20 protein-coding genes are annotated in these 26,246 nt (G+C 63.1%); 4 read left to right on the plus strand and 16 right to left on the minus strand.

Going from position 1 to position 26,246, the window contains the following annotated elements:
• Positions 1-66: 66 nt before the first annotated feature.
• The 16 genes from tssM to HP546_RS07125 all read right to left on the minus strand — a co-directional run bounded on the left by tssM (position 67) and on the right by HP546_RS07125 (position 21,699).
• Complete coding sequence (gene tssM, locus HP546_RS07050; protein ID WP_172221634.1) at positions 67-2,562, minus strand: type VI secretion system membrane subunit TssM; 2,496 nt, start codon at positions 2,560-2,562, stop codon at positions 67-69.
• Positions 2,559-3,467: a type VI secretion system-associated protein TagF gene (gene tagF, locus HP546_RS07055; RefSeq protein ID WP_172221637.1), complete on the minus strand. Its 909-nt coding sequence runs from the start codon at positions 3,465-3,467 to the stop codon at positions 2,559-2,561. Before tagF ends, tssM begins: the two co-directional genes overlap by 4 nt.
• Entirely contained in the window at positions 3,464-7,282 is a 3,819-nt protein-coding gene (locus HP546_RS07060; protein ID WP_172221640.1) for a type VI secretion protein IcmF/TssM N-terminal domain-containing protein, read from the minus strand. The genes tagF and HP546_RS07060 overlap by 4 nt, the downstream gene beginning before the upstream one ends.
• Positions 7,283-7,312: 30 nt before the next feature.
• Positions 7,313-8,029: a type IVB secretion system protein IcmH/DotU gene (gene icmH / locus HP546_RS07065; RefSeq protein ID WP_172221643.1), complete on the minus strand. Its 717-nt coding sequence runs from the start codon at positions 8,027-8,029 to the stop codon at positions 7,313-7,315.
• Complete coding sequence (gene tssK, locus HP546_RS07070) at positions 8,026-9,369, minus strand: type VI secretion system baseplate subunit TssK (RefSeq protein ID WP_172221667.1); 1,344 nt, start codon at positions 9,367-9,369, stop codon at positions 8,026-8,028. The genes icmH and tssK overlap by 4 nt, the downstream gene beginning before the upstream one ends.
• Positions 9,366-10,088, minus strand: a complete 723-nt coding sequence (gene tssJ, locus HP546_RS07075) for a type VI secretion system lipoprotein TssJ (protein ID WP_172221670.1) — start codon at positions 10,086-10,088, stop codon at positions 9,366-9,368. The genes tssK and tssJ overlap by 4 nt, the downstream gene beginning before the upstream one ends.
• Before the next feature lie 24 nt (positions 10,089-10,112).
• Positions 10,113-12,710 (minus strand): type VI secretion system ATPase TssH, encoded by a 2,598-nt coding sequence (gene tssH / locus HP546_RS07080; protein ID WP_172221673.1) that lies wholly within the window; start codon positions 12,708-12,710, stop codon positions 10,113-10,115.
• On the minus strand, positions 12,707-13,777 hold the full coding sequence (tssG, locus tag HP546_RS07085) for a type VI secretion system baseplate subunit TssG (protein WP_172221676.1): 1,071 nt from the start codon (positions 13,775-13,777) through the stop codon (positions 12,707-12,709). Before tssG ends, tssH begins: the two co-directional genes overlap by 4 nt.
• Positions 13,741-15,561 carry a type VI secretion system baseplate subunit TssF gene (gene tssF, locus HP546_RS07090; RefSeq protein ID WP_172221693.1) on the minus strand — a complete coding sequence of 607 codons (1,821 nt, stop codon included), beginning with the start codon at positions 15,559-15,561 and terminating at the stop codon, positions 13,741-13,743. Before tssF ends, tssG begins: the two co-directional genes overlap by 37 nt.
• Positions 15,561-16,043 carry a type VI secretion system baseplate subunit TssE gene (tssE, locus tag HP546_RS07095; protein WP_172221696.1) on the minus strand — a complete coding sequence of 161 codons (483 nt, stop codon included), beginning with the start codon at positions 16,041-16,043 and terminating at the stop codon, positions 15,561-15,563. Before tssE ends, tssF begins: the two co-directional genes overlap by 1 nt.
• A gap of 26 nt (positions 16,044-16,069) precedes the next feature.
• On the minus strand, positions 16,070-17,572 hold the full coding sequence (tssC, locus tag HP546_RS07100) for a type VI secretion system contractile sheath large subunit (RefSeq protein WP_172221714.1): 1,503 nt from the start codon (positions 17,570-17,572) through the stop codon (positions 16,070-16,072).
• A gap of 14 nt (positions 17,573-17,586) precedes the next feature.
• Positions 17,587-18,126 carry a type VI secretion system contractile sheath small subunit gene (gene tssB / locus HP546_RS07105; RefSeq protein ID WP_172221731.1) on the minus strand — a complete coding sequence of 180 codons (540 nt, stop codon included), beginning with the start codon at positions 18,124-18,126 and terminating at the stop codon, positions 17,587-17,589.
• Between the two features lie 64 nt (positions 18,127-18,190).
• Positions 18,191-18,940: a hypothetical protein gene (locus HP546_RS07110; RefSeq protein WP_172221735.1), complete on the minus strand. Its 750-nt coding sequence runs from the start codon at positions 18,938-18,940 to the stop codon at positions 18,191-18,193.
• A 721-nt stretch (positions 18,941-19,661) separates the two neighbouring features.
• Positions 19,662-19,970 carry a hypothetical protein gene (locus HP546_RS07115; RefSeq protein ID WP_172221738.1) on the minus strand — a complete coding sequence of 103 codons (309 nt, stop codon included), beginning with the start codon at positions 19,968-19,970 and terminating at the stop codon, positions 19,662-19,664.
• A 158-nt stretch (positions 19,971-20,128) separates the two neighbouring features.
• Entirely contained in the window at positions 20,129-20,680 is a 552-nt protein-coding gene (locus tag HP546_RS07120) for a hypothetical protein (protein ID WP_172221741.1), read from the minus strand.
• A gap of 8 nt (positions 20,681-20,688) precedes the next feature.
• Positions 20,689-21,699: a hypothetical protein gene (locus HP546_RS07125; RefSeq protein WP_172221744.1), complete on the minus strand. Its 1,011-nt coding sequence runs from the start codon at positions 21,697-21,699 to the stop codon at positions 20,689-20,691.
• 267 nt (positions 21,700-21,966) lie between these two features.
• On the opposite strand from HP546_RS07125, the gene tssI reads away from it, so the two are divergent.
• From tssI to HP546_RS07145, 4 genes are all read left to right on the plus strand, one after another.
• Positions 21,967-23,820, plus strand: coding sequence for a type VI secretion system tip protein TssI/VgrG (tssI, locus tag HP546_RS07130; RefSeq protein ID WP_172221747.1), 1,854 nt, complete (start codon positions 21,967-21,969; stop codon positions 23,818-23,820).
• Positions 23,821-23,829: 9 nt separating this feature from the next.
• A complete protein-coding gene (locus HP546_RS07135; protein ID WP_172221750.1) occupies positions 23,830-24,414 on the plus strand; it encodes a DcrB-related protein in 585 nt (194 codons plus the stop codon).
• 32 nt (positions 24,415-24,446) lie between these two features.
• Complete coding sequence (locus tag HP546_RS07140) at positions 24,447-24,914, plus strand: DcrB-related protein (protein WP_172221753.1); 468 nt, start codon at positions 24,447-24,449, stop codon at positions 24,912-24,914.
• Between the two features lie 5 nt (positions 24,915-24,919).
• Positions 24,920-26,246, plus strand: a 1,327-nt coding sequence (locus HP546_RS07145; RefSeq protein ID WP_172221756.1) for a DUF6531 domain-containing protein, incomplete at its 3' end; no start/stop codon positions are given.

Genomic DNA, 26,246 nt, shown 5'->3' on the forward strand with positions numbered 1-26,246 from the left:
GAGGTAGCTTGCCGCCACCCGGGCCTCATCCTGTGAGGCCGGGCAGCTGGTTCTTGCTGCGCGGCCTCAGTTGAGCCCGCGCACTTCGATTTCCACCCGGCGGTTGGGCTCCAGGCACTTGATCAGTTGCGCTCGCGGTTGCTGCAGGTTGCAGTTCACCAGCGGTTTGCGGCTGCCTTCGCCTTGCGCGACCACCAGTTCGGCGGGCACGCCCTTGCCCACCAGGTAGGTGCGAATGGTTTGGGCCCGTTGCCTGGAAACCTGCAGGTTGCCTTGGCTGTCACCGAGCTGGTCGGCGTGACCGGAGATGATGATCTTGCCGATGTCCGGGGTGTTGAGCAGCTTGCTGGCGATCGCACTCAGCTGGTTCTGGCCCTCGTTCTTCAGGCTCTGGAAATCAGCGCGCCCGAAGGCGAACAGCGTGTCCGATTCCAGCGTGATGGTTTCGATCGAGCGCAGCGACTGGGCTCGCAGGCTGTCGATGTAGTTGCGTGAACTGGAAATCAGGAAGGCGTTGTCGAGAATGCGCGGCACATCCGGCTCACGGATCTGCTCGCTGTAGAAGCTGATCTGGCGGCTGGCGTACAGGTAGTCCTGGTTGCCACCGGCCTGGTCGCCGGCCGCAGCCAGGCTGTTGCCGGTCTGGCGGGCGATGGCCGGGTACCAGTAATCCGGCAGACGTGCCTTGAGCACCGCCGGGTCGGCCTTCTCGCGTTGGGCTGGCGAGAGCATCAGGTAAGTGTCCAGGGTCGCCTTGCCGAAGTCGGCGATCGACTGCGCGCGGTTGTCATGCGGCAGGGCCTCGGCCTCCACACTGTCGACGCCACTGACCGGGTGCAGCTCGCGGGTGTTGCGCTGGTACACCTTGAGCGTGGTCAGCAGGTACAAGGTGCGCGTCAGGTTGTCGGCCGTGGGCTTGAGCATGACGTTCTGCAAAGTCGCGAAATAGCGGTTGCGCAGCACCGGCTCCAGCGCATGGCCCTGGTACAGGCCCAGGCGCATGCCGAGCGGTACGCCCTGCTCATGGTGCTGCTGATAGTAATGCGCGGTCCAGAAACGCAAACGGTCAAGGCTGCGCCAGGCGGTGTACTGGTCGCTGATTGCCCGGTCTTGCGCCTTGGCCTCGGCCAGTTCGCCGCTGATGCTGGCCAGAACGGCGCGGTTGTTCAGGTACGACCAGCCCCAGAGGCTGCACAGCACAAGGCCAGCCAGGCCCGCAGCGCCCACCCAGGCAGCCTTGCGCCGGCGTTCGCGGCGGTTGCTGGTGTACAGCGCCACCAGGTGCTGGTCAGGGATGATCACTTTGCGGAACAGGCTGTTGATGAACAGGGGGGCAGGCTGGCTGCCCGGGCGTGCAGCGTCGTTGCCATACTCCAGGGCAAAGCGCTCGGCTACATGCTGGCCGTGGCTGCCCCACTGGGCCTCGTCGGCCTCCAGCGCGGCGGTGAAGTAAAAGCCCCGCAGCATTTCGGCATTCTGGTAGGGGTTGGCACGCAGCAGGCTGTCGACGAACTGCTGCAGGCGTGGCTTGAGCGCTGCCAGCTCCAGCGGGAAGCGGTACGCGGCGTCGTTCTGCCGGGTAACCTGGATATCCTGCTGCACCAGTTGCTGGCTGGCCACTTGCTGCCAGTAGCCGCTCAGTTCGTCCATCGCTGCGCCGAAGCGCCGGCCCCAGTCGGCCTGCTCATAGCCTTTGTGCGAGAAGGTCTTGCCCATCACTTCGCCACGGGCGGCATCATCGAGCTGGCGGTAGAACGGGGTGAAGCCGGGGATCAGGTCGCATTTGGTGAACACCAGGTAAATCGGCAGGCGCACTTCGAGCAGCGTGCAACTTTCCTGTATGCGTTCGCGCAAGCGTTTGGCCACTCGCTCCTGGTCCTCGGCGGAGCCATGCAGGATATCGGCAATGCTGACGCTGACGATCAGGCCGTTCAGCGGCCTGCGCTGGCGATGCTGGCGCAGCAGCTGCAGAAAGCCCCGCCATTTGCCGGCCTCTTCGGGGCTGTTCATGTAGCGCCCCGCGGTGTCGAGCAATACGGCTTCGGAGCTGAAGAACCAGTCGCAGTTGCGGGTGCCGCCCAGGCCGGCGACGCGCGCGCCCTCACGCTCGGCGTAAGGGAAGCTCAGGCCCGACTGCAGGATCATGGTGCTTTTGCCCGCCGCCGGCTGGCCAATCACCAGGTACCAGGGCAGGGCGTACAACGCATCCTTGGCCGCAGTGCCGCGCGGCTTGTTGCTGTGCAGGCGCTCGATACTGTGCAGCAGGCGCTCGCGCAGCAGGCTGATTTCCTCGCGGTCTGCCGGCGTTGCGTTGAGCACGGCCTGGTCGGCGTCGTCGCGCAGCAGGCCTTCGAGGTTGTGGTGCTGGCCGGCGCCGCGGTACAGCAGCAGCACATAGCCCGCCGACAGCAGCAGGAACAGACCGATGCCTGCCAGCAGGCTGGGCAGCGAGGCAAAGCCCAGGGCGCGGCCGATCGCCCAGACCAGGAAGATCGCCAGGAAGAACGCCACCCCCAGCAGGTAGGGTTGATAACGCAGGCAGTAGTACTTGATCTTGTTCATACGGGCGTCGTATCCAGCGCATCGACGAACTGGTCGATGACGTGTTCAAGAGGTCGGTCGTAGGCGTGTTGGTGCGCGGCGCCAGGCAGCGGGCCGAGCAACCCCAGGTGCTGACGCGCCTCGGCGCAGCCGCTGAGCAGGCGATAGGCGCTGCTGGCATGTCGCGCCGGGAAGCAGTACAACCGGGGGTGCATGAAGTCGTCGGCCAGCAAGCTGATCGCCGGCACGCCGGGCTGGCCGCTCATGCGTGTCAGCCAGGTCAGCCACAGGTCCGCCGTGGGGTTTTTCAAGCCGCGTTCGGCCGGCAGCGGCAATTCGATGCCGCCGTCGAAGTCACTGTGCAGCGCGGCGTGGCTGGCCTGCAGCCGCGCCAGTGCGGTAGCACTGTCAAAGCTTGGCCAGGAGCCGTGCAAGGCACGTGCGACGTCGGCAAAGCTGAAATCGTGGAGGAACTTGGCATGCACCCGGCGGAACAGGTCCAGGTCCTGCGCCTGCAGCGGGCGCAGGGCCTGGATCTGCGCGAACAGGCGGGTGCAATCGGCACCTTGCACCGCCTGGTGCAGCAATGGCTTGATCTGCGCGCTGAACAGTTCGCCAAGGGTGAACGGGTTCACCAGCGCAGTACCTTCCTCGCCCTTGAGCAGCTGGAAGATGAAGAACGGGTAGCGCCGCTGGCTGGCATCCTGCGAGCTGAGCAGGCCACCCAACAGCCAGTTGCCATTGCGGGCGCGGTAATTGAAGGCGCACATCGGCAGCCCGTCGAACAACGCCTGCCAGTCGTCACGGTCGCGCATGGCCGCCAGCGAAGACTGCAGCCAGGCATCGAACTCGCACACTTCCTCTGCCGCGCCATGCAGGCTGACGAAGTCGGCGCTCGACGGTAGCTTGCCGAAGCAGCCGATCATTGCGCGCCCCTGCCGTTGAGGGCGCTGAGGGCCTTGACCTCACCCAGGTCGGTCAGCTTGACCCCGCCGAAGTTGCGCACCACCAGGCTGACCCGGCCATTGGCGGTGTTCCAGCTGAAGCGCTGCTGAATGCCGTCGACGTCTTCGACGCGGGCACTTTCGTTCATGCGCAGCAGGCCCCAGCGCCCTGGGAAGTCGAACACGGTGACCCGCGTGCCGCTCAGGGTTACTACATCCAGACGCGCGCCGGGGGCGTTGCTGGCGCCTGGCCAGGCAAAGCGGTTCCAGCTGCTGCGGCCGTTGCGGTAATGCTGTTCCTGGCCATCGAGGGTAAACACGATGTCGGTGAAGCTGGCCGAGGGTTCCAGCATGATCTCGAAACCGTTGTCGCGGTCCGACAGGCTGGCGATGACCTGGCCCACCGAACTGGCCTTGTCGATGCTGTTGAGCATGCCTGGGTTGACCAGCGCCGGCCCCTGGCCGTCGCCCACCCCCAGGCCTTCGCCGCCGGCCAGGTTGCCGATTTCGTTGCGCTTGAAGGCCGGCAGCAGGCCGCTTTCGGGGTCGACGAAACGCTGCAGGTCCTTCACCGACGCTTCGTTGCGGCTGCCCCCGGCGATCGGGTAGCGGTGCGCCATGACCTGTTCCCAGGGCTTGGCGATCTGCTGCGCCCAGGCTTTGGCAATCTGTTGGCCGGCAGGGTCGCGCAGGGTTGCCCAGGCGTACTGGATGGGCAGGCTGAACAGGCCCTGCAGGGAGCGTGACAAGCCGTCCTGGCTGGTGTCGACACTGCTCTCCACATAATTGCGCACGCGGGTGACTTCGCTCGGCTGGCCTTCCAGGGTTTCGCTGATCAGCTGCTTGCTGCTCTTGCCGACATCCTGCGAGCGCTGGATGTTGTTCATGCGTACCTTGAGGTTGCGCAGGGCCGCCAGATAGCGGTCCATGATGGTGCTGTCGGCGCCTTCGGCGTTGTTTTCCGCGAACACCCGTGCCACCGGCTCGAAACGCCTGGCCAGGCTGCCGTCATCAACGGCCGGCAGGCTCGGCGCGACGCTGGCCGGCAGGTTGTCCTGGGCATCGAACAGCCCGCTGACCTTGCTCCAGAAGCCGTCTTCGCGGGCGGCGCCAGGCGTCGGCAGCGCATGCTTGGCCGGCAGGTCCCACTGGGTGTTGTCGTTGACGGCTGCCAGCAGGTGCTTCACCGGCGAGTTCTGCACGTCGCTCAGCAGGCCCAGTTGCTGGGTTGCCGACGCCAGGTCGGCAAAATGGCGCACGCCGACGCTGCTGACCATCTTGTACCAGGCCTGGGTATAGTCGCGTTTGTAGCGGGTCATGAACTCGCGAATGAAGTTGGCTTTCTGCACGATGGCATCGCCGCCTTCGCCGTCCAGCACCCAGTCCGATTCATTGCGCAGGTTGCCCGACAGCAGCTTGATCAGCTCTGGCTTGACGAAGGTATCCCAACCCTGGCGGCTATAGATAGCCGGCACGCCGGCAGAGCCATACAGCAGTGCCCGGCCGGGTTGCGGCACCAGGTCGTTGAGGGTCAGCGCCGGGAACTGGCGGCTCGACTCGAGTTGCAGGCGCAGGTATTCGCGGTCCACCAGCGAGCTGGAAAGCATGAACGACTTGAGGTTTGCCCGGGTTTCGCTGATCAGCTGGTCGTTGCGTGGCAGCGCTGGCGCTTGCCCCTGTTCCAGCAACTGCACGTACAGCGGCACGTTTTCTTCGATCACGCCAGCGTCAGCCGCAATGGTTTCACCTGCAGCGTCTTTACCTGCAGCGCCGGCCCAGGCCTTGGGCAGGCTGGCGGCGACGAAGGCACTGTCTGGATGCTGCTGTGGTTGGGTCAACAGCAGGTACAGCTTCAGGGTGTTGTAGGCCTCGATGATGGACGCGACCTGTTGCTCGTCCAGGCGCCCGAGCATTTCTTCGGACAGCGACAGGCCACCGGTGGTGGCGGACAGTTCGGCGGCGTCGCTGGCGGTAGCCAGGTTGACCTTGGCCGCGTAAGCCCCGGCACGGGTGTTGCCCAGCGCAGCCTGCGCCTTGGCGGCGACAGCAGGTGCCAATGGTTTGCCGTTGCGTTTTTTCCGTTGCGGCGCTGGGGTGAATTCCAGCGCCTGGTTGATACCGCTGGCGAAGGTGTTGAATGCTCGCATCTGCACTTGCAGGCTGCGCGCGACCGGCTCCAGCGCCTGGCTGCGCAACTGCGCCAGGTAGGCTGTGCGGGTCACTTCATGGATTGCATCGCCATGATAAAGGCCCGCACCCAGTCGCAGCGGAACGCCCTGCAGGCGATGCGCTTCTACCATGGCCATCTGCTCGCGCAGCACTTCCAGGCCCTTGCCGGCGGCCAGCAACTGCGCCCGGTCGTCAGCCTGCTCAAGCTGCGCCAACTGCCCACGCAGGCTATCCAGCCACTGGCGGTTGTTGGCGAACGACAGCGCCTGCCAGCCGATGAACAGCACCCCGGTTGCCGCTGCCACGGCCAGCAGCAACGGGCTGAAGGCGCTCTGGCGGCCCAGCCGCGACTGATACAGGGTGAGGTCACGGTCAGGGAAGATCACCCGGCGGAAGGTGTCGGTGATGAAATAGCTGCGGTTGCCCACTGCTTTGGCGCAGTGCCCGGCGGCGTCGTCCTGGGCGGGCTGAAGGGCGAACTCCTCGGCGACCGCGTCTTCGTACACCTGCCCCAGCTGCTGTTCGGTCTGCAGCGCGCTGGTGAAGTACAGCCCGCGCAGCAGCAACGGGGTGCCGCCGCGGTGGCCGCGGGTGAAGGGTTCGAGGAACTGTTCGAGCACATCGCCCAGTGCGGCGAAGTACTGCGGGAAATTCAGCAGCGTGCTGTCGGCGTCGGCGCCGAGGGCGATCGTCTGTGCGTCGACATGCCGGCGGATGTGCCGTTGCAGGTTGTGCAAGCGGTTCTGCAATGCGCCATGCAGGCCGTTGTTGCGAATTTCCGACAGGCCAAAGGTCATGCCCAGCGGCTGCTGGCGTTCATGCAGGTCCAGGCCCTCGAAGGCCTGGTTGAAGCCTGGCAGCTGGTCGGTCTTGCTCAGCATCAGGTAGACCGGTGGGTTGGCTTCAAGGCACTCGGCGTACTCTTCCACCCGCGCTACCAACTGGGCGGCAAGCGCATTGCGCTCATCGCTGTTGGCTGCCAGCAGTTCGGGCAGGCTGACCACCAGCACCAGGCCATTGATCGCCGCCTTGCCGCGCTGCTTGCGCAACATGCGCAGAAAGGCCGAGAACTCGCTGGCCGACTGGTCGTCGCGCAGGTAGCGGCCGGCCGTGTCGATCATCACCGCGTCCGGGCTGAAATACCAATCGCAGTGCTGGGTGCCGCTGGCGCTGTCGTTGCCCGTGGCAATGCTGGCCGAAAGGCCCGAATGGGTCAGCAACGAAGTCTTGCCAGCGGCCGACATGCCCACTACCAGGTACCACGGCAGGTCGGACAGCGCCGCCTTGCCGCCACCGCCGGCGGAGCGGTCGGTACGCAGCATGGCGATGGCGTGCTTGAGGCGCTCGCGCAGTACTTGCTGGTCGCGGAACTCACCGGTGGCATTCCACGAGCGATCGACTTCGAGCTGCAGCAGGTTCTCCAGATTGTGCTCGGCGCGGATGCGCTGGTATTGGCGCAGCACGATGACCAGCAGGAAGCAGGCGCTGATGATTGCCAGCGCCTCCGGCAGGTGGTGACGCAGCCACGGCAGCAAGGGGGCGGCAAGCCAGCAGATCAACAGGCTCGCCAGCCACAGCAGTGGCAGCAGAACCCAGAAACTTTTCAATAGGCGGAGTAATGTTTTCATGTCTTCCTGACTCGGCTACCTGAACGGGGCTCAGGCACTGAACAGCTGGCGAATTTGTTCTGAAAGGGCGGCGACGTCCTTGTCCAGCAACCAGTCCAGCGTCAGGTAGACAGCGACGCAGACCAGCGCGATCAACGCCAGGTACACCCACAGCGGCACTTCATGGCGCAGCATCTGCGACACCTGGTCGGGCAGGGCCCAGTCCGGTGACAGCGCACTGGGCGCCTTGCGGTAGCGGGCGATGTCCTGGCCGAGGCTGTTGGCCAGGTAGCGCAGCTGGTCCTTCTGACCGAGGCTGAACTTGCCTTCGAAGCCCAGGGCCAGGCACAGGTGATAGACCTCGAGCACGTCGATGTTCTGCTTGACGTCGGCGCGCAGCGCGTCGACCTTCTCGAAAAAGCCTTCACCGGCCAGGTGCACGCCGAAGTAGCGGAACTGCAGCGGCTGCAGCTCGAAGTGCCGGCGCAGTTCGTTGTCACCGGCGCGCAACACGCTTTCGTCGAGGAAGGCGCACAGCGCGTACTGGGTATCCTTGACCTGCTCGACGCTGTAGTTGGCCGCACGGGCATCGCGTTCCAGGTTGGCGAAGAAACGCTCGACGCTGCCTTCGAAGGCCTGCACCGACGTGACCTGGCGGCCACGGCGCACGATCAGCGCCATGCTGACGAAGTCCTGGACCAGTGCCTTGAGTGTCGGTTTTTCCTGGGCGGCCACAGCGGCGCCCTGTTGCAATGCGGCTTCGGTCATTTGAGCACCGCCATCAGTTCAAGCTTCAGGTTGGTAAGGGCGCCGGGCGCATAGAAGCAGATGGTCTGGGCGTTCATCATCCGCTCGTAGACATGGCCATGCGGCTCGATCGCGAAGTACTGGTTGTCCAGGCGCACCGGGATCGCGTTGGGCAGCCGCGTGGCATGGTTCAGGGTGACCCCGGGCATGGCGCTGTTGACCACCACTTCGATGTCCTCCGGGGAGCCGATCTTGACCGCCCGCGGCACCAGTTCAAGCAGGCTGGCACCGGGCATGTCGGCGTGCACCGAAACATAAAAGTCGGCTTCGGCCAGGCGCGGGTCGCGCAGCTGGCCCTGCCAGTACGACGGTTTGGTCTGGGTCAGGTTGATCACCACGCACTGGTTGGGCACGACGTTGTCGAGCATCACCCGGATCATCTCGTCCAGCCTGGCCAGCGAAGCCGCCGGGTCATGGTGGTCGTACTCGGGGATATCGCCGAGCTGGGTGTCCAGGGTGAAGGTCAGCAGGCCCCCGGCGAGGTCGGCCAGGAACAGGTACAGGCGCTCTGGGTTCAGGCGCGGGTGGGCAAGCAGATGGGCCAGCTGTGGGTGGGCGCGGTTCACCGTGTTCAGCAACCAGAACAGCGTGACATCGCTGGAGCCGAACTCGGCGATCTGGTCGGCACGCTCGCGACGCCGGCCGGACAGCGCCTTGCTCTTGGCCTGAAGGGCACCGAGCAGGCGCTTGCCGATGCCGGCCAGGGTCTCATGGTTGCCCAGGTGCAGGGTCGGATGGACAAAATGCGGGTCGAGGTTGAAGCCGCCCATGCTGTTGCGCGTCAGCTTGACCAGCGGGCAGTGGCTGTAGCCGTCCAGGCTGTCGCCGTCGACCAGCAGCACCACGTTCAGGCGCAGGCTGGTGATTTCGTTTTCCAGCTCGCCTTCGTTGAGGTCGGGCAGGGTGTCGAACTGTTTGCGAAAGCGCCGTGCCGCCTTGTGTTCCTGGCCGTCCTCGACGTAGTTGCGGCCAAACGGCTCGGCCAGCTTCAGCGCGGCATGGACTTTCAGGTCGTTGGCCTTGAGCAGGTCCTTCAGGTCGCGCGCGGCGGGCAGCGGGTCGTGCTGCGGTGCGTCGTAGAGGCTGCCGTCGGGAAACACCAGCTTCAGCCGCTTGAGCTGCAACGTACCGTTGGCCAGGGCATCCTCGTCCACCTGCAGCGCCTGCACGCCCCAGTTGAACGGCGTTGCGCGCAGCGAAGCCTCGGCCAGCTGGTGCTGGTGAAACTCATCCTGATACTGGAAATGCTGGGGCAGCAGGAACATGCCTTCCGACCACATGACCCGGCTCTGCTTACTCATTTGGTGCCATCCACGAGAGAGTTGAAGGTTGAATCCATGGCGTTGCGTGCCGACTGGCCGGCGGCATCGCTGGCCTTGTCGAGCACCGCGTCCTGCACCTTGTCGGTGAGGCCTGGCGGGGCCTGCTCGGCGTTTTGCGCGGCGACCAGCGGGTCCGCAGCAGGCGCTGTGTTCAACACGTCGACGCCACGCATGGCGCTGATTTCGGTGTTGTCCACCAGCACCCGCAGGCCATCGGAGGAGAACCAGATACCGTCCTTGCGCAGCGAGTTGGCGTCGAACGCGACTTTCCAGCGTGCCCCCTGTTCATCGCGGAAAAACGCCGCCATGCCGACGTAGCGCGCGTTCTTCGGCAGCGGCCACTGGTCGATCTGGCCGATGCCTGGCAGCAGGGTGATTTCGCGAGCCTCGACCAAGGTGTTGCCCAAGGCTTTTTCCGGGCTGGCCCACAGGGTCTCGGCGTCGGCCGCGGCGAAGCGCTCGAGGTCGGTCAGCTGGTACACGCGCATCACCACCGACAGCGGCTGACCGTTGGCGTCGGGGTTGAGGTGGTTGCCGCCGTCGGACGTCAGGATGACCTTCTCGCTGTCGGCCAGCATGTCGGCTGCCCAGCTGTCTTCCATACGCTTGCCGATGCGGTCGGTGACCCCGCAGCCGGCCAGCGCCAGCAGCAGGGCTGCGGCGGTCAGGCGTTTGAGGGCGGTGTGCTGGTGATGCATGACGGCTAAATCTCCGAAAACGGTTCAGGCCAGGCGATAGGCGAAATCGCCATCGCTACCCAGTTCGATCACCAGGCGCTCGATTGGCGAGCCCTGGGCCATGCGCTCGAGCACGCGCTGGGCAAGCTCAGGCATCAAGGTCTGGGACAGGATGTTGTCGATGTTGCGCGCACCGCTGTCGACCTCGGTGCAGCGTGCCGCGATGGCGTTGACCAGCGCTTCGTCGTAGCTGAGTTCGGCCTGGTGGTTGCGGGCGAAACGCCTGGCAATGCGCTCGAGCTTGAGCGCGACGATGCGCGCCAGGATCTGGTCCTGCACCGGGTAGAACGGCACGATGCTCAGGCGGCCGAGGAAGGCAGGCTTGAACACCTGATTGAGCTCGTCGCGCAGGCCTTCGACGATGGCCGCGGGCGTTGGTCGCTCGGCGGCATTCAGGCAGGTCTGCATGATGCGCTCGGTGCCGGTGTTGGAGGTGAGGATGATCACGGTATTGCGGAAGTTGATCTCGCGCCCTTCGCCATCGTCCAGCACACCCTTGTCGAACACCTGGAAGAACAGTTCGAGCACATCGGGGTGGGCTTTTTCTACCTCGTCGAGCAGCACCACGCTGTACGGCTTGCGGCGCACGGCTTCGGTCAGCACACCGCCTTCGCCGTAGCCGACGTAGCCCGGTGGCGAGCCCTTCAGGCTCGATACGGTGTGCGCTTCCTGGTATTCGGACATGTTGATGGTGATCAGGTTGCGCTCGCCGCCATACAGGGTATCGGCCAGGGCCAGGGCGGTTTCGGTCTTGCCGACGCCACTGGGCCCGAGCAACAGGAACACGCCGATCGGCTTGTTCGGGTCTTCCATGCGCGCGCGGGAAATCTTGATGCGTTTGCCTATTTCGTGCAGGGCGTGGTCCTGGCCCAGCACGCGCTCGCCGAGCAGGGCCGGAAGGCGCTGCACGGTGTCGATCTCGTCACGCAGCATCTTGCCCAGGGGGATGCCGGTCCAGCCGCTGATCACCTGGGCGATGGCGCCACTGTCGACCAGCGCGTGCACCAGTGGCTGGTCGCCTTGCACGCGGGCCAGCTCGGCACGCAGGGCATTGAGCTGGTGGGCGTCGGCGTCGTTTTCGGCATCCAGGGCCTTGAGCTGCTCGACCAGTTCCAGCTCCTGCTGCCATTGGCTGCTCAGCTGTTGCTCGCGCTGCTGCTCGGCCTGCAGGGCAGCCTGCAGCTCGCCCAGACGGCGGGCATGGTCGTGGCCCTTGCCGGCTTCGTGGCCAAGCACGGCGATTTCCGCCTGCAGGTTGTCGATCTGTCGGCGACAGTCTTCCAGCGCCCCAGGCTGCGACGACTGCGCCAGGGCAATGCGCGCACAGGCGGTGTCCAGCACGCTGACTGCCTTGTCGGGCAGCTGGCGGCCGGTGATGTAGCGGCTGGACAGGCGCACCGCCTGCACCAGCGCTTCGTCCATTACCGCAACCTTGTGATGCTCGCGCATTTTCCCGAGCAGGCCACGCAGCATGTGAATGGCCTTGTCTTCGTCGGGCTCTTCGACCTTGACCACCTGGAAGCGGCGGGCGAGGGCGGCGTCCTTCTCGAAGTACTTCTTGTATTCGGCCCAGGTGGTGGCGGCAATGGTGCGCAGCTCGCCACGGGCGAGGGCGGGCTTGAGCAGGTTCGCGGCATCGTTCTGCCCGGCCTGGCCGCCGGAGCCGATCAGGGTGTGCGCTTCGTCGATGAACAGGATGATCGGGTGCAGGCTGCGCTTGACCTCTTCGATCACTGCCTTCAGGCGGTTCTCGAACTCGCCCTTGACCCCGGCGCCTGCCTGCAGCAGGCCCAGGTCCAGGGTATGCACGGCCACGTCCTTGAGCACTGCCGGCACATCGCCTTGGGCGATGCGCAGGGCCAGGCCTTCGACCACTGCGGTTTTGCCGACCCCGGCTTCACCGGTGAGGATGGGGTTGTTCTGGCGGCGGCGAGTGAGAATATCGACCATCTGCCGAACTTCGAACTCGCGGCCCAGCACCGGGTCGATACGGCCTTCACGGGCGCTTTGGGTGAGGTTGATGGTGTACTGGTCCAGCGCCGGGGTCTTGCCGCCGGCCTTGGCACTACTGGCTGCCGGTGCTGCCGGGCTGGCCAGCGGGCTGGCTTGCCGGGATTCGGTGCTGCCTTCTACCAGGCCAGTGAGGTTCAGGCGCAGGTCGTCGGCGTTGATTTTCTCCAGCTCCGGCGCCGAGGCGATCAGCACGCGCCGCAGTTCAGCGTCGTCGAGCAGGGCCAGCAACAGGTAACCGCTGCGCACCTGGCCGACACCGTATTCGATCGACGCCAACAGCCAGGCCTGCTCGATCATGCGGGTGATATGTGGCGACAGGGCCGGGGTGCGGGTATTGCCTTTCTTGAACGTGCCCAAAGCCGTGACCAGCTGCGCCTGCAGGCGTTCGGCGACCACATCGTAGTGGCGCATGATCGGCGCCAGGTCGCTGTCGCCGGCGTCGAGCAGCTGCAGCAGCAGGTGCTCCACTTCGACGTCGTAATGGTGCTCCGACAGGCACAGGGCCGCCGCGCTTTCAGTGGCCGTGCGGCTGGTTTCGTTGAGCTTGGCGAACAGAGACTTCAGGTTCACAAGGCGACCCCATCGTAAGGTATTTGGAAGACGGCGCAACGCGAAGGCTCCGCGTCACGACCGGGGCGTTTGAGCCAGCCCAGCCAGCCCAGCGCAACATTGCCGCTGCGGCCCAGCTGGGCGCGCGGCACTGCCTCACGCTGCAGGCGCGGGGCGATTTCGAAGTCCAGCTGGGCGCCGATATAGAAGCGCACCAGCTCGACCAGCTTGCGGTAGCACGCGGTGCCCGGCTGAAAGCGCCGGTAATCGGCCAGGCTCAACGGGCCCAGCTCGATACGAATGCTCGACTGGTAGTCCCAGACCCGGTTGCCGGCCACGGCGCTGTGGCCGAGCTGGGCGTTCTTGCGCCCGAGCTGGGTGCACTGTTCGGGCTGCAGGTGCAGCCAGCGCCCGGCAAACTGGCACACCGTGACCGGCAGCGCGAAATAGAAGCCGAGCATGCGCTCAAGGTTCAGCGCGTTGCGCGGCTTCTGGCTGAGCAGGCCGGCAAAATAGCTGAACAGCTCGCGGCGCAGCGCCGTCGGCTGCTGCTCGAACTTGAGCTGCTGCGCGCGCGGGCCCAGGCCGACCAGGTTGAGCAGGTAGCCATCGAACGCCGAAGCGCCATTGCGTTCGTGTTCGATATGAAATTTGTACTTCTGCCAGGCCTCGTAGAACAGCGTGGTCATGCGGTGCGAGAAAATGTCGAGAAACGCATGGGCCGCATCGTCGCGGTACTGCACATGGCGCTCGAGCAGCAGCTCGGTGTACGGCCGCGGCAGTACGCCCGATGGCCCGACCAGGCCCATGAACGTGACCTGCAGCTCGGACAGCGGCAGGCCGGCCGGCGACACTTTGCCTTCACGCTCGAAGTGCAAGTCGCTGACCTCGCTGGCGGGGAACGCCAGCGACAGCTGGGTGCGAAAGCGCAGCGGGTCTTCATGCGGCCGGGTTGCCAGGTCCATGCGCCCGGTACGGCTGTAGTGCAGGCGGAGCAGACGCACCAATTGAAAGAATTCGAATCGGTGCGGCTCGGCTCGGGCCTGATCGATCAGACCAGGGGCTGATCGCCAGTGCGGGCTGGCCATTGGGCGACTCTCTTTTCTCGTTGTTGGGTGCGCAGGGTCAGTTGGGTAAAGCTGTTCATCGAGCAGTACTGGCCGAAGAAATGGTCCAGCACCGTGCCGAACAGAAACACGCCGCTGCCGGTGAACTGGCTCTCGTCCAGGGTCAGGGTAATGCCGACACCGCGCACGAAGTTCGGCCGCGGGTGGCCGATACGGGCAACCACCGGCTCGCTGTCGATGGCCTTGATGCCATTGATCTGCTTGCGGATGGCCGACACGTTGCGGTAGTTGTAAAGCGACAGCAGTTCGAGCAGCACCTCGCGGCCCTGGCTGACCAGCGACAGGTGGTTGAGCGAAAGGTGGGCGATAAGCCGCCAGATCAGCCCTTTGCCCAGTGGCACCCGCACGGTGGCGGTAGGCTTGCGCAGGCAGCGGATGTCCTTGATCACCGAGTTGGCCGGGATGTTGAAGTCGCCGCGCTCGCCACCGAACGGCAGCATCAGCGGTACATCGCGGTTGCTGCAGGTCAGCCCGATGCTGAGGGTGTCATTGCTGGCGTCGATCAGTTCGAGGTTACGGTCGACCACGCGGATGCTCATGGCCGTGGCATCGCCCTGGCTGCGTCGCCGGGCCGTCCAGAAACTGCTGCGCGGGTCCTGTTCGCCACGTGGCTCGAAGAACGGCTGGCAGGTGTCGACCTGATCGACGCCGCCCAGCTTGCGCACCCGCCGTACGCGGTCGATCGATACCACTTCGGCGGCATTGTGCAGCCGTGTGTCCGGGGTGACCGGGTACTCGTGGCGGGTGTGCGTCAGCTTGATCGGCTCGGCCTGCTGGCGGAACAGGTTGATGATCGGGGTGCAGTTGAGCTTGAAGTTGTTGCGCCCGATGTTCTGGGTCAGCCGGGTCAGGCGATCGCTGAGGTCGTAATCGGAGAAATAGAAATTCAGCTCCACCTGCTCGACGGCCTTGCCCTGCAGGATGCGGGCAAAGCCGCTGAGGTCGAAGAACATGAACTTGTCGGGGAAAGTGAAGTACTCGTGCAGCAGGCGGTAACCCAGGAACGAGCGTTCGGAGTAGTCCACCAGGCCTTCGTCGCGGGCATAGCCCACGGGCTTCAGGGCATCGGCCGCAAGGGCCACTTCGCGGGTGCGGCCCTGGTCCTGGAAGCTCAGGGTAACCTTGGCCAGGTTGTTGAACAGCAGCTCGTACAGCTGCAGCATCAGCGTCGCTTCGCCGTCGAGGAAAAACCTCAGGCAGTCCATTTCCATCTGCCCGAACAGGGCATCGCCGGTAGCCCCCAGGCGGATCCGCAGGTGCGCCACCAGGTCGGCGCTGTGGCCATTGAATGCCGACCGTTCCATCTCGCTGAACGAGGCCTGCTGCACGGCGATAGGCCACAGCGCTACCGGGTAGCAGGTGCGGAACTTGCAGACCACGCCTTCCACGGCATTGGCATGCATCTCGGTATGCCGTGCAACGCGGTAGGCTTCGGTGACCTTCTCGTGCTTGCCCAGGCTCAGCTCGGCGATCGACATCGACGGGGTAGGGCGCAGGTAGTGGGGGTACAGCACCTCGAGGAAAGACTCGACGATTTCCGGAAACTCGTCATCGAGCTTTTTGTGCACCCGCGCAGACAGGAACGAGAACGCCTCGATCAGGCGCTCGGTGTGCGGGTCCTCGCAGTTGTCGCCCTCTATCAGCAGCCGCGAGGCGATCTTGGGGTACTGCGCAGCAAACTCCTGGCCGAGGAAGCGCAGGTGCGACAGTTCCCTTTCGTAGTAGGGCAGCAGTTCGTCGAGCATCAGTTGAGGTTCTGCACTTTGTATTCCTGGGTGTTGACCTGCAGCACAGCGTCGAACGACACCTGGCGGCTGATGTCCTGCAGGCGCAGCACGGCGTCTACCCGGAAGGTCAACATGCGATGGCCGTTCTGCTGGGCCAGCAGCTGCACACGGACCCGGCGAAAGCGCCGGTCGCCGGTGCTGATCGCCCGCTCCAGCTGTTGCTGGATCAGGCGACGATCATGCGGGTCGAGCACGCTGCGGCTGATGAAGTCGGGCATGCCGTATTCAAGGATGGAGCCACCAAGCTGGCTGAAGCCGGCGAGCTCGGCGGCGACCAGGGACTGGCGGGTATTCACCAGCACCTCGAGGTCGCGGACGATGCTGGCCTTGTACTCGGCCAGCGAGCAGGTGCGTTGCACCGCCGGCTCGGCCGACTGAAAGGGTCGGTCGTCCAGCAGCCGGTCGAGCAGCGAGGGCAGCAGGCGGGCCTGGTTACTCATGTGTCATCCCTGTACACACCGGGCCGTCAGCCGCGCGCGCCTTGTGGCAGTTCGGCGACCAGCCGCAGCGAAGCGGTCAGTTCGTCCAGCTGGTAGTGCGGGCGCAGGTAGGTCACGGCCTTGTACACGCCTGGCTTGCCTGGCACCTCGAACACCTCGGCGCGGGCCTCGCGCAGCGGGAATTTGGCCTTGGCCTCCTGGCTGGCGGTGTCGTCGAGCAGCACGTAGCTGGCCAGCCACTGGTTGAGGAACCGTTCCACGTCCATGCGCGAGGCGAAGCTGCCGATCTTGTCGCGCATGATCGCTTTCATGTAATGGGCGATGCGCGAGGTGGCGAAAATGTACTGCAGCTGCGCAGACAGGCGGGCGTTGGCGTTGGCGATGTCGGTGTTGTACTGCTTCTGCTTTTGCGCCGACTGGGTGCCGAAGAACGCGGCGTAGTCGGTGCCCTTGCAGTGCACCAGGGGGATGAAGCCCAGGTCCGACAGCTCTTTTTCGCGGCGGTCGGTGATGGCGATCTCGGTCGGGCACTTGAGGGCGATCTCGCCATCGTCGGTCTTGAAGGTATGGGTCGGCAGGCCTTCGACCAGGCCACCGCCTTCCACACCGCGGATCGCCACGCACCAGCCGTAGCGGGCAAAGGCATCGGTGACCCGGGTGCCAAGGGCGTAGGCGGCGTTCATCCACAGGTATTTGTCGTGGTCGCGGCCGTCGACGCTTTCGACGAAGTTGAATTCCTCCACCGGCGTGGTATCGGGGCCATAGGGCAGGCGCCCGAGCACGTGTGGCAGGGTAAGGCCGACGTAGCGCGAGTCTTCCGAGGCGCGGAACGACTTCCACTTGGCGTATTCGACGGTATCGAAGATGTTTGCCAGGTCACGCGGGCCGGACATTTCGGTAAATGAATCCCAGCCGAACAGTTCGGGGGAGGCCGCCGAGATGAACGGCGCGTGGGCCGCAGCTGCCACGTGCGAGACTTCTTCGAGCAGGTACAGGTCTTCGGGGTTGCGGTTGAACTCGTAGTCGCCGATCAGCATGCCGAACGGCGCACCACCGAAGGTGCCGTACTCTTCTTCGTAGACCTTCTTGAACAGCGCGCTCTGGTCGAATTCGCTGGCGGCCTTGAGGTCGCGTACCAGGTCCTTCTTCGAGGCGTTGAGCAGGTGGATCTTCAGCGTGGTGCTGGTTTCGGTCTGGTCGACCTGGTATTTCAGGCCGCGCCAGGACGCTTCCAGCTGCTGGAACTCACGGGCGTGCATGATCTCGTTCATCTGCTCGGAGAGCATCGCGTCGATTTCGGCGATACGCGAATCGAGCACGGCGATCAGGTCTTTGCTCGGGGTCATCTCGCCCTCGAGCACCTGGTTCACCAGTTCGCCGATCAGGTCGCGGGTGCGGTTGCGCTCGGTGTCGGAGCGGGCCACGCGGCTTTGCGAAATGATGCTGTCGAGCAGCGAGGGCTGTGGCGCGAAGTTTTCCACTTCGACCAGGTCGCCGGCCTGTTGCGGTGCGGTTTGCTTGTCGGTCATGTTCGGGCTCCTGCTCAGGGGCGATCGCTGCTGGATGGGTCGTTCACTTCGGCTTCACGGCCGAATTCCTTGCCCAGGGTCTTGAGCTTTTCGGTGTTCTGCAGCACATCCATCAGCAGCTCTTCGAGCTTGTCGTTGCCGCCCATCTTGTTGCGCAGGTCGGCCAGCTTGTTGCGCACTTCCAGCAGCTTGCGCAGCGGCTCGACTTGCTTGACCACGTTCTGCGGCTCGAAGTCTTCGAGGCTGTTGAAGTTCAGCTCCACGCCCAGCTGGGTGCCGTTACGGGCCAGGGTGTTGTCGACGCGGTAGGTGAGCCGCGGCTTGATGCCCTTGAGCACGCCGTTGAAGTTGTCGCGGTCGATGAACACGAACTTGCGGTCCTTGAGCTTGGGCAGCGGTTCCAGCGGGTTGCCGGAAAAGTCGCCCAGTACGCCGACGACGAAGGGCAGTTCCTTTTTCTCGATGGCATCGCCGATGTCCACGTCGTAGGTGATATGAACCCGAGGCGCGCGAACGCGGTCGAGTTTGTGCTGGGTGCTTTCCTTCTTCGCCATCGTGTTCTCCATTGCGAGCAGTTCGCTGCGAATCATTGCGCGGGCCGTTGCCAGGCCCTTCGCGTTACAGGCCTTCGATCGTCAGCAGCAGGCGCTGACGGATTTCGTCGTTCATTTCCAGAATGTTGTCGCGGCCGACCAGCTCTTCGAAGCTGGTGTTGCCGGCAATTTGCGTGCTGCTGCGGATAACCGAATCGTCGGGTAGTGCCGATCGCACCGGCGAGCTGATAACGCAGAACGGCAGGTCGCCCAGGCCCTTGAGGCGCTCGAAGCTGAGGCTGAAACGCAGCCCTTCGAACAGCCGGCCAAGGCCTGGCGACTTGCTCAGGCAGTAGAACAGCACCAGGTAATGCACCACGAAGCGGTACAGCTCGGCGCTGCTGCGGTTGGGGTCATTGATGACCGCGCGAAAACGCGCCAGCTCGAAGCCCTGGAAGCCCACCACCCAACGCACCGGGCTGGTGATCCGGATGACCTGCCCACTCGGGGCCAGGACCTTGTCGTATTCCAGCGGGAACAGTTCCGGTGTGGTGCTGATGAGGTTGAGCGGCACTTCCAGCTCACTGACCAGCTGGAACGGTGCGGCCGAGCCGATGCGTTCGTAGAGTTCGATCAGCGACTGGAAGTGGCCCTGGGTTTCACGCCCGCTGCTGCGCTGGGCGCCTTGCAGGTATTCGCCAAACAGGTTTTGCGGACGAATCAGCGGCGCCGCGGTGGCGAGGTAATCAGCCGCCTGCGCTTTCAGCGCATCGGCGATCGCCCGCGTCTGGCTACGCAGCTTGATCAGTGCTTCGACATCGAATGTCTGGGTCATCGGTGCATCGTCCATGTGCCTGCTTGATCGTCCTGAAACGCCAGTGGCGAGGACCTGAAAATCGCGCCTTTCGGCTGCGGAAAATTGGGTGCTGGCACATGAATATCGTGTTGCCAGCAATGCCGAGTAGGGCACCCCGCTGCGGAAGAAGTTCCGGCAAGGGAGGCGATTTTTTCCCCGTTTTGTGCAGAGACGCAATAATGGCGCCGTGACATTGGCTGTGTGTTGGGGGCGCAGAAAACGGGGCCTCGCCCCTAAAACGTGGGCGTGCAGGGCTAAAAAAAATGCTGAAAATCGCGGGTAAAAATTTTTTATAAAAAGTGAAGCAGGTCTCACTTTTGGGCCTGGGCGCAATCGTATGGGCACTGGCAAGGTTGCCGTATGATGATGGCAGTACGGGCAGGGGCTGGGCATCGAGAGCGTGCATCACGCATGATGATTGGCAGCTACGGCAGTAACGGCTAGCGCTCACCGCTCTCCAGGCAGGCATAAATCACTGCCAGTCAGTCAAGGCGAATGGGGCTGCTGCGCAGCCCATCGCCGGCAAGCCAGCTCCCACCCAGACTGCATCGAATTCATGTGGGAGCCTGGCTTGCCGGCGATGGGCCGCAAAGCGGCCCCAATTGCCTTTTCGCTGCGCGGCCAGATCGGTCGCCTTTCGCACATAACCGAAAGAAATCGTGGGTTTCCTGGCGTACCTGATGTGATCAGTTTGACGTAATCAGGGCTTGCTCATTTTAGCTTGGAGCATCTGAAAAGCTTTCGAGCTTCGGCCGTCGATGAGTTCGATGTAAAACGAGGCATAGAGCGCTTCAAGGTCGCGGCATGCGCCCAGCCGGGTTTCGGTGAAGTAGCGATGGCCAGGGATATCGCGCGCCTCCATGGGGGTGGTAATTTCTTTATTCGCAGCTCGCTTGAGCAAGCCATCCAGATCCTGAAGCAACAGGGCTGCAGCGCGCTCTTGCTGTTGATAGTGCTCAAGCGAGTCGCGCAATGCCATGGCTGCGAGTTTCAGTGCATCTGGATTCATCGTTGGATTCCTGGTTGTCTATCGAACCGAGAAGCCTTGAGTGTTGATCATTAGCCCCGGTTAGGGGCCAAGTGCCGAAGCGCTTCGCCTGCTCGCTATAGGCTATCTGGGCGCGGTTTTCAGTTTATGCGGCATCAGTCGTAGGCCGGAGGTCTTTTTTAGCGGCCATCGACCTGAACGCAAATATCCTTGCCATCGATTACCTTGCATGGCCAGTTATCGTTGATGTAATGATCCGGCTTGAAACATACCCGCTCATCGTTGACCCAGAATAAATGCCAGGCTGAGCCTGAGATCAGCAATTTTGAACAGGGCGTGTAACCTCTGGCCAGTAATGCGCCGGAGGTCAGGATCATTACGGCAGGTACGATATAGAAAAGTGTTTTCAGCGACAGTGCGAACATCAATGTCTGGAAGCGGTGCAGGCGCGAGCCGAGGGGTGGGTCAAACTTCTTGCCTGTCAGTGCGCACGTAGCGGTTCCCACGAGCAGAATGGCAAGCGCTGGCGGCGCCATAAGCAGGCCAAAAGCCAGGTAGGGGGTTTCTACTACGGGCGCTGCCCGGTAAAGCCTGCCGTACAGGGGCAGCAGGTAGTGCGCATAGGCGTACACCGAGAAACCACCGACCAGCAGTAGCATGATGATGAATACGATAGCCAGCAGTCTGAATTTGACCGGTGTGAGTTCCAGTGATGGCAGAGTCGGGTGCATGTTCGTCATTAAAATTTAGGTAGATTGAATGTGGGCAGAGACGGAATTGAAGGCAATCTGGGCGCACTCGGCCAAGCGGGTAGATCGATCCCGTCCGGGCGTAGCTTGCGGATAACCCATGACTTGGCCTCATCATAAAGCTGGTCTGCAATGTTGCCAGCAATGTTGGCGGTGGTTTCTTTCAGGTAGTTTTGCAGGTCCGCCGCCTTGATTTCGGTAAGTGTCTGGTGGAGTGATTCCAGATGGTCAGTTGCATAGCGCAACCCGGCTTTTACCGAATTTTTTATCCCGAAGTGGTTATCAAGAGCGTTCAAGCCAAGGCCTACCGCAAAGACGAAGAGTGCGCCTGCAATCACCGGCGCAGCGGCGGCGGTAAAGAATGTTCCCGCCAGCACAGCCGCTGCGTAGCCGACTGCTGTAGCAATGCCGGCCTTGATCAGTTCAACGCCGACGCCACCAAATAGATCGCTCATGATGTGTTCATCAGCGAACACCCATTCCGCGACTTCGATAGCGACTGCCACATAGCAGGATAATTTGAATCCTTTGATGGAGGAGCCACGAACACCATATTTACCGATACCCATGCTGATCAGCTTGGCGTTCTGGATGCCGTAGCGAGGCGCATCCAGCGTTTTGCGCAGGCCAGGGTAACCGGAGAGGACCACGTATTGCTTGCCGTTGCGCACGATGTAGCGCACTTTCGTGCCCAAGCCATTCATGTCGCGAATGAAACCAATGATATTTTTCGCATCCCACGCTGCCATTGCGCCGGGCACGCCCCAGGTGGTATTGACGAAAGTGTGGGGCAGGCCGTTGTAAGTAGACCTTATGCCTTGCCAGGTGCCAGTCAACCTATCGGCCTGTGTTCGGGTACACACCTGAAGTGGTTGCGTAGCACCCTGTGCTTTCTGGGCGAACTGGCCCTGAAAGTCTTCCACCGACATGATCACCATTTCCCGGTGATTCTGGTCCATGTCTCGGTCCAGTTGGCTGAGTTGGGCTTCACTCACGCTCATGGCAACGCTCCCTGATATTCGCTGTGTACGGCCTGGTAGCCAGGCGCAAGGAGCCTACACCCCAGACGTCAGCCAGATCAAACGGGGGGACATATTCCGATGTAATTAATCCAGGAAGCGTCTAATGGGAAATCGCTATCAGTTACCATTGGCGGAAGTGGCCTCTGCTCTTGATTCAGGGCTCTCTGGCTTATCGCCATCATTTGACAGCCCACGCCAAGCACGTTTTCATTGTTGGATTTCCAGCTTGATGCAGGATGCATTGATATGATTACGGATGCCCTTGAGTCGATGCTCACACAGCATCAACGCCTGTTCACCTTTGACTCACCTCTGCCCCCTGAGCAAGAGCTGCAACTCCTTAGCTTCAGTGGTCGCGAGGCCATTTCCGAGCTGTTCAGTTTCCAGGTAAACCTGATTTCCCAGGACGCCCGCATCGAGCTCAAGAAGCTGATCGGCAAGAAAGTCACGGTGGGCATCGCGCTCGCCGATGGCAGTACGCGCTACCTCAGCGCGCATGTTTCCGACTTCGTCCACACCGGTGCCGACGGTGGCATTGCCAACTACACCGCCGAGCTGGTGCCATGGATCTGGATTCTTAGCCGCCGCCGCGATTCACGTATCTTCCAGGACAAGACCACCGAGCAGATCGTCAAGGAAGTCTTCGCTTACTACCTGACGTTGGCCGAGCATGAGTTCCGTCTTAGCCAGCCCCTCAAGCCCATCAGCTACTGCACGCAGTATCAGGAATCGGACTTGAATTTCGTGCTGCGCCTGCTTGAACAGGAGGGGCTGTTCTTCACGTTCGAGCATTCTCAGGAAGGCCATCGCATGATCATCAGCGATGACAGCAGCATGCTGCCGCAGCTGGAGCGTCAGCCGCTGATCAGATACCACAGCGCCTCGGTAACCGAGACCGCTGACTCGATCACGGCGTGGTCCTCGGCGCGACGCATGCAGCCAACGCGCCTGGCCCTCAAGACGTTCGACTACAAGCAGCCTGGTAACCCGCATCTGGTGCAGCTGAACTCTGTCAACCAGCAGGGTGAGGTCGGCCAGTACGAGGTCTTCGAATACGAGGGCCTTTACGGCTACGCAGACTCCGATGAAGGTGTGCGCAAGGCACAGCGCAGGCTCGAGGCGATGGAAGTGGACGGCAAGACGTTCCATGGCCAGAGCAACTGCCGCGCGATGGAGGCCGGCCAGTACTTCGAGCTGAGCCAGCATTACGATCACGACAACGACGCCCCCGACGATCGCCAGTTTCTGCTGCTTTCCGTTACCCATTGGGGCCAGAACAACTACGCCAGCGACGGTGAAGCGGGCTATCGCAACAGCTTCAGCTGTATTCGTCGTAAAATCCCGTTCCGCCCCGCAGCGCATACACCGAAGGCTGGCATCAGCGGACCGCAGACAGCCATTGTGGTCGGCCCGCCCGGCGAGGAGATCTACACCGATGACCTGGGCAGGGTGAAGTTGCAGTTCCACTGGGACCGCAATGGGGAGTACAACGACCAGAGTTCCTGCTGGGTCCGCGTGGCCCAGTCAGGTGCCAGCGGCGGCTTCGGCAGTATCCAGATCCCGCGCGTCGGTGACGAAGTGGTGGTGGTGTTCCTCGACGGCAACCCCGACCGCCCGTTGATCATGGGCAGCCTCTACAACAGCAGCAACACGCCACCGTGGGCGCTGCCGGCCAACAAGACCCAAAGCGGTTTCCTGACGCGCTCGATGAAGGGCGACGGCGGTACAGCCAACTTCTTCCGCTTCGAAGACAAGGCCGGCGCCGAGCAGATCATCATGCACGCCGAGCGCAACATGGACACCGAGATCGAGCTGGATGAAACCCATGATGTGGGTAACAACCGCACGATTACGGTGGGTGGCACGCACACCGAAACCGTGAAGAAGGACACGGTAGTGCAAGTGACCGATGGCTCTTACACCTTGCAGGTCGACAACCAGTTCATCCAGATTGCCGCGAAGCAGCACATCATCCTGCAGGTGGGGGAAAGCAGCATCACCTTGACCCCGGAAGGCATCGAGATCAAGGGCAAGGCCATCGTCACCACCAGTACCGACACTACCCAGATCACCGGCGCCGCAGTGCGAATCAACGACTGAGGCGGGTTCATGCAAAAGACCTCGATCTACGACCGCCTCTCGGCCAAGCGCGAAGCGCAAGCGGAAGCTGCGCGGCTGGCAAGGCTCGCTGAACCCGCCAACATGCCCGAGCCTGCGCCCGAACCGCAACCACTGGCCACCGCGTTGCTGGACGTGGCCAGTGGCTTTACCTTCGCCGGTTTCCACCTGCAGTTTCCGGCCGGCTTTCGCTTCCGCGATATCCAGACCACCCTCGAGCATGAAGGCGAAGCGGTCAGCCTTCGCATCCGCCGTCGTGACGTCCGCCCCAGGCAGACGCTGGAGGCGTTGTTCGACGAGGCAATCAAGGCCCTGCGCGAATTGACCCCGCAGCTGCGCCTGATACGTCAGCGTGATTGCCACCTGGCTGGCCACCCGGCCAAGGTGCTGGACTTTCACTTCACTGCTGGTCATGAGCCTCGGCACGGTCGCCTGGTCGGCGCGTTGGTACCCGTAGCCGGCAGCGATTTGCAGCAATGGCTGGACATTTCCAGCGTGATAGACCCGAGCAAGCCAGGCCTGAGCCAATGGCTGGCAGATTTCGACCGTATGCTCGATGGCTTCGCGCCGGGCTGAACCCGTTCTTCTTTATCAGGAATTTCCATCGCATGGATTACGAGTTGCAGGAAGGCAGCATTGCGCTGCCGGCAGGTTTCGAGGACCGCACGGTCAACATGTTCGTCCTGGGTGCCAGTGTGCCCGCGCCCTTGAGCATTACCGTCTCGCGCGACACCTTGCTGCCTGACGAAGCGTTGCCGGCCTACGTTGATCGCCAGGTCAAAATGCTCACCTCCAAGCTGCGCGGCTACACCCGCATGGGCAACAAGGCTGTCGCGCTTGCGGCCAGCGCGCCTATCGCTGGCATCCAGATCGACGCCTACTACATGAACCAGGGCCGTCCGCTCTATCAGCGCCAGGCCGCCTTCATCATCAGCCCCGGGCGGGCGCTGATCTTCTCCACCACTGCACAGGCCGACTTCAGTGCCCAGCAGAACCAGGACTGGGACAACCTGCTGGCCAGCTTCACCCCGCGCCACCCGGTCGTGACCAGCCCCGAGCCCGGCGAACAGGAGTAACCCTCATGTTCGAAGCGGCCAGGTTCGGCGACGAGATATCGCACACAAGCGCCCTGGGGGGCTTCCTGATCGGAGCTGCCTTGGGTATCGCGCTGGTGGCCACGGTGGCCATCGCCACCTTCACTTGCGGGTTCGGCGTGGCCTTGCTGGCCGGCCTCGCAGCCGGTATCGGGGGCAGCTTGCTGACCGCTGCCGGAGAGGCGATAGGCAGTATGTTCTCGTCCCCCTCAGGGACCATAACCACTGCCTCACCCAACGTGTTCATCAACAGCCGCAAGGCTGCCCGCGTCGAAAAAAGCATCGGTGCCTGCGACAAGCACCCCGGGCCGGTGCAGATTGCCGAAGGCTCGACCAACGTCTTCATCAACAGCGTGGCCGCTGCGCGCAAGGGCGACAAGCTGACCTGCGGTGCGACCATCTCCGCAGGCTCGGACAACGTCATCATCGGCGGCGGTACCTACCGCTACCTGCCGGTGGACGATGAGATCCCGGAATGGCTGCGCACCACCGTGGATGTGCTGATGGCCATCGCCGGCGCTGCGGGCGGTATCGCCCAGCTGATCAAGGCCGGTACCCAGGCCGGCATGAAAGCTGTCATGCCCTGCGCCCTGAAGTTCACCGCAGGATTCGTCGCCGGTGAAGTCGCCAGCCGCTACGTGGTCGAACCGGTGGCGCGCAAGGCCATCGGTGGGCTGGTCGGCAATCCGGTCGACCTCACCACTGGCCGCAAACTGATCCCCGATGAAATCGACTTCAGCCTGCCGGGCCTGATGCCTATCGAGTGGTCGCGCTTCTATGCCAGCGACCTTACCGTCGACAGCGTACTCGGCCGCGGCTGGGTGCTGCCGTGGGAACAGAGCGTGCGCCGCCAGGGCTCGTTCATCTACCTTACCGATAACCAGGGCCGCGAAATCCCGTTCGTGGCCCTGCAACCGGGCGAGCGTATTTACAACCCCAACGAGCAGGTGTACCTGGTATGCACCGAGGGTGGCCACTACCTCCTGCAAACCCTCGACAACCTGTTCTTCTACTTCGGCGAAGTGCCGGACACCAACACCGAAGTGCCGCTGCAACGCATCGAGAACGCCCTCGGCCACTTCCTGCATTTCACCCGGACCCCCGACGGCACCCTGACCGACATCAGCGCCACCGGCGGCACCCGCGTGCACCTTCACTACGACAACCCGCTGGGCCGCCTGACCGATATCAAGCGCGTGGTCAACAACCAGGCGGTCGAAACGCTCACCCAGTACCGCTACGACGAACACGGCCAGCTGACTGCGGTAATCAACCGCAACGGCGACACCGTGCGCAGTTTCAGCTACGCCGAAG

It is taken from the genome of Pseudomonas sp. CM25, from assembly GCF_013179705.1.
Classification (GTDB): domain Bacteria; phylum Pseudomonadota; class Gammaproteobacteria; order Pseudomonadales; family Pseudomonadaceae; genus Aquipseudomonas.

What these genes read in the sequence shown, in the direction of transcription:
- tssE (WP_172221696.1), bottom strand. Translation starts at nt 16,043, where the DNA reads ATGAGTAACCAGGCCCGCCTGCTGCCCTCGCTGCTCGACCGGCTGCTG.
- tssB (WP_172221731.1), bottom strand. Translation starts at nt 18,126, where the DNA reads ATGGCGAAGAAGGAAAGCACCCAGCACAAACTCGACCGCGTTCGCGCG.
- tssJ (WP_172221670.1), bottom strand. Translation starts at nt 10,088, where the DNA reads ATGCATCACCAGCACACCGCCCTCAAACGCCTGACCGCCGCAGCCCTG.
- HP546_RS07120 (WP_172221741.1), bottom strand. Translation starts at nt 20,680, where the DNA reads ATGCACCCGACTCTGCCATCACTGGAACTCACACCGGTCAAATTCAGA.
- tssM (WP_172221634.1), bottom strand. Translation starts at nt 2,562, where the DNA reads ATGAACAAGATCAAGTACTACTGCCTGCGTTATCAACCCTACCTGCTG.
- HP546_RS07110 (WP_172221735.1), bottom strand. Translation starts at nt 18,940, where the DNA reads ATGACCCAGACATTCGATGTCGAAGCACTGATCAAGCTGCGTAGCCAG.
- tssF (WP_172221693.1), bottom strand. Translation starts at nt 15,561, where the DNA reads ATGCTCGACGAACTGCTGCCCTACTACGAAAGGGAACTGTCGCACCTG.
- tssC (WP_172221714.1), bottom strand. Translation starts at nt 17,572, where the DNA reads ATGACCGACAAGCAAACCGCACCGCAACAGGCCGGCGACCTGGTCGAA.
- HP546_RS07140 (WP_172221753.1), top strand. Translation starts at nt 24,447, where the DNA reads ATGGATTACGAGTTGCAGGAAGGCAGCATTGCGCTGCCGGCAGGTTTC.
- HP546_RS07060 (WP_172221640.1), bottom strand. Translation starts at nt 7,282, where the DNA reads ATGAAAACATTACTCCGCCTATTGAAAAGTTTCTGGGTTCTGCTGCCA.
- tssI (WP_172221747.1), top strand. Translation starts at nt 21,967, where the DNA reads ATGATTACGGATGCCCTTGAGTCGATGCTCACACAGCATCAACGCCTG.
- HP546_RS07135 (WP_172221750.1), top strand. Translation starts at nt 23,830, where the DNA reads ATGCAAAAGACCTCGATCTACGACCGCCTCTCGGCCAAGCGCGAAGCG.
- HP546_RS07125 (WP_172221744.1), bottom strand. Translation starts at nt 21,699, where the DNA reads ATGAGCGTGAGTGAAGCCCAACTCAGCCAACTGGACCGAGACATGGAC.
- icmH (WP_172221643.1), bottom strand. Translation starts at nt 8,029, where the DNA reads ATGACCGAAGCCGCATTGCAACAGGGCGCCGCTGTGGCCGCCCAGGAA.
- tagF (WP_172221637.1), bottom strand. Translation starts at nt 3,467, where the DNA reads ATGATCGGCTGCTTCGGCAAGCTACCGTCGAGCGCCGACTTCGTCAGC.
- HP546_RS07115 (WP_172221738.1), bottom strand. Translation starts at nt 19,970, where the DNA reads ATGAATCCAGATGCACTGAAACTCGCAGCCATGGCATTGCGCGACTCG.
- tssG (WP_172221676.1), bottom strand. Translation starts at nt 13,777, where the DNA reads ATGGCCAGCCCGCACTGGCGATCAGCCCCTGGTCTGATCGATCAGGCC.
- tssK (WP_172221667.1), bottom strand. Translation starts at nt 9,369, where the DNA reads ATGAGTAAGCAGAGCCGGGTCATGTGGTCGGAAGGCATGTTCCTGCTG.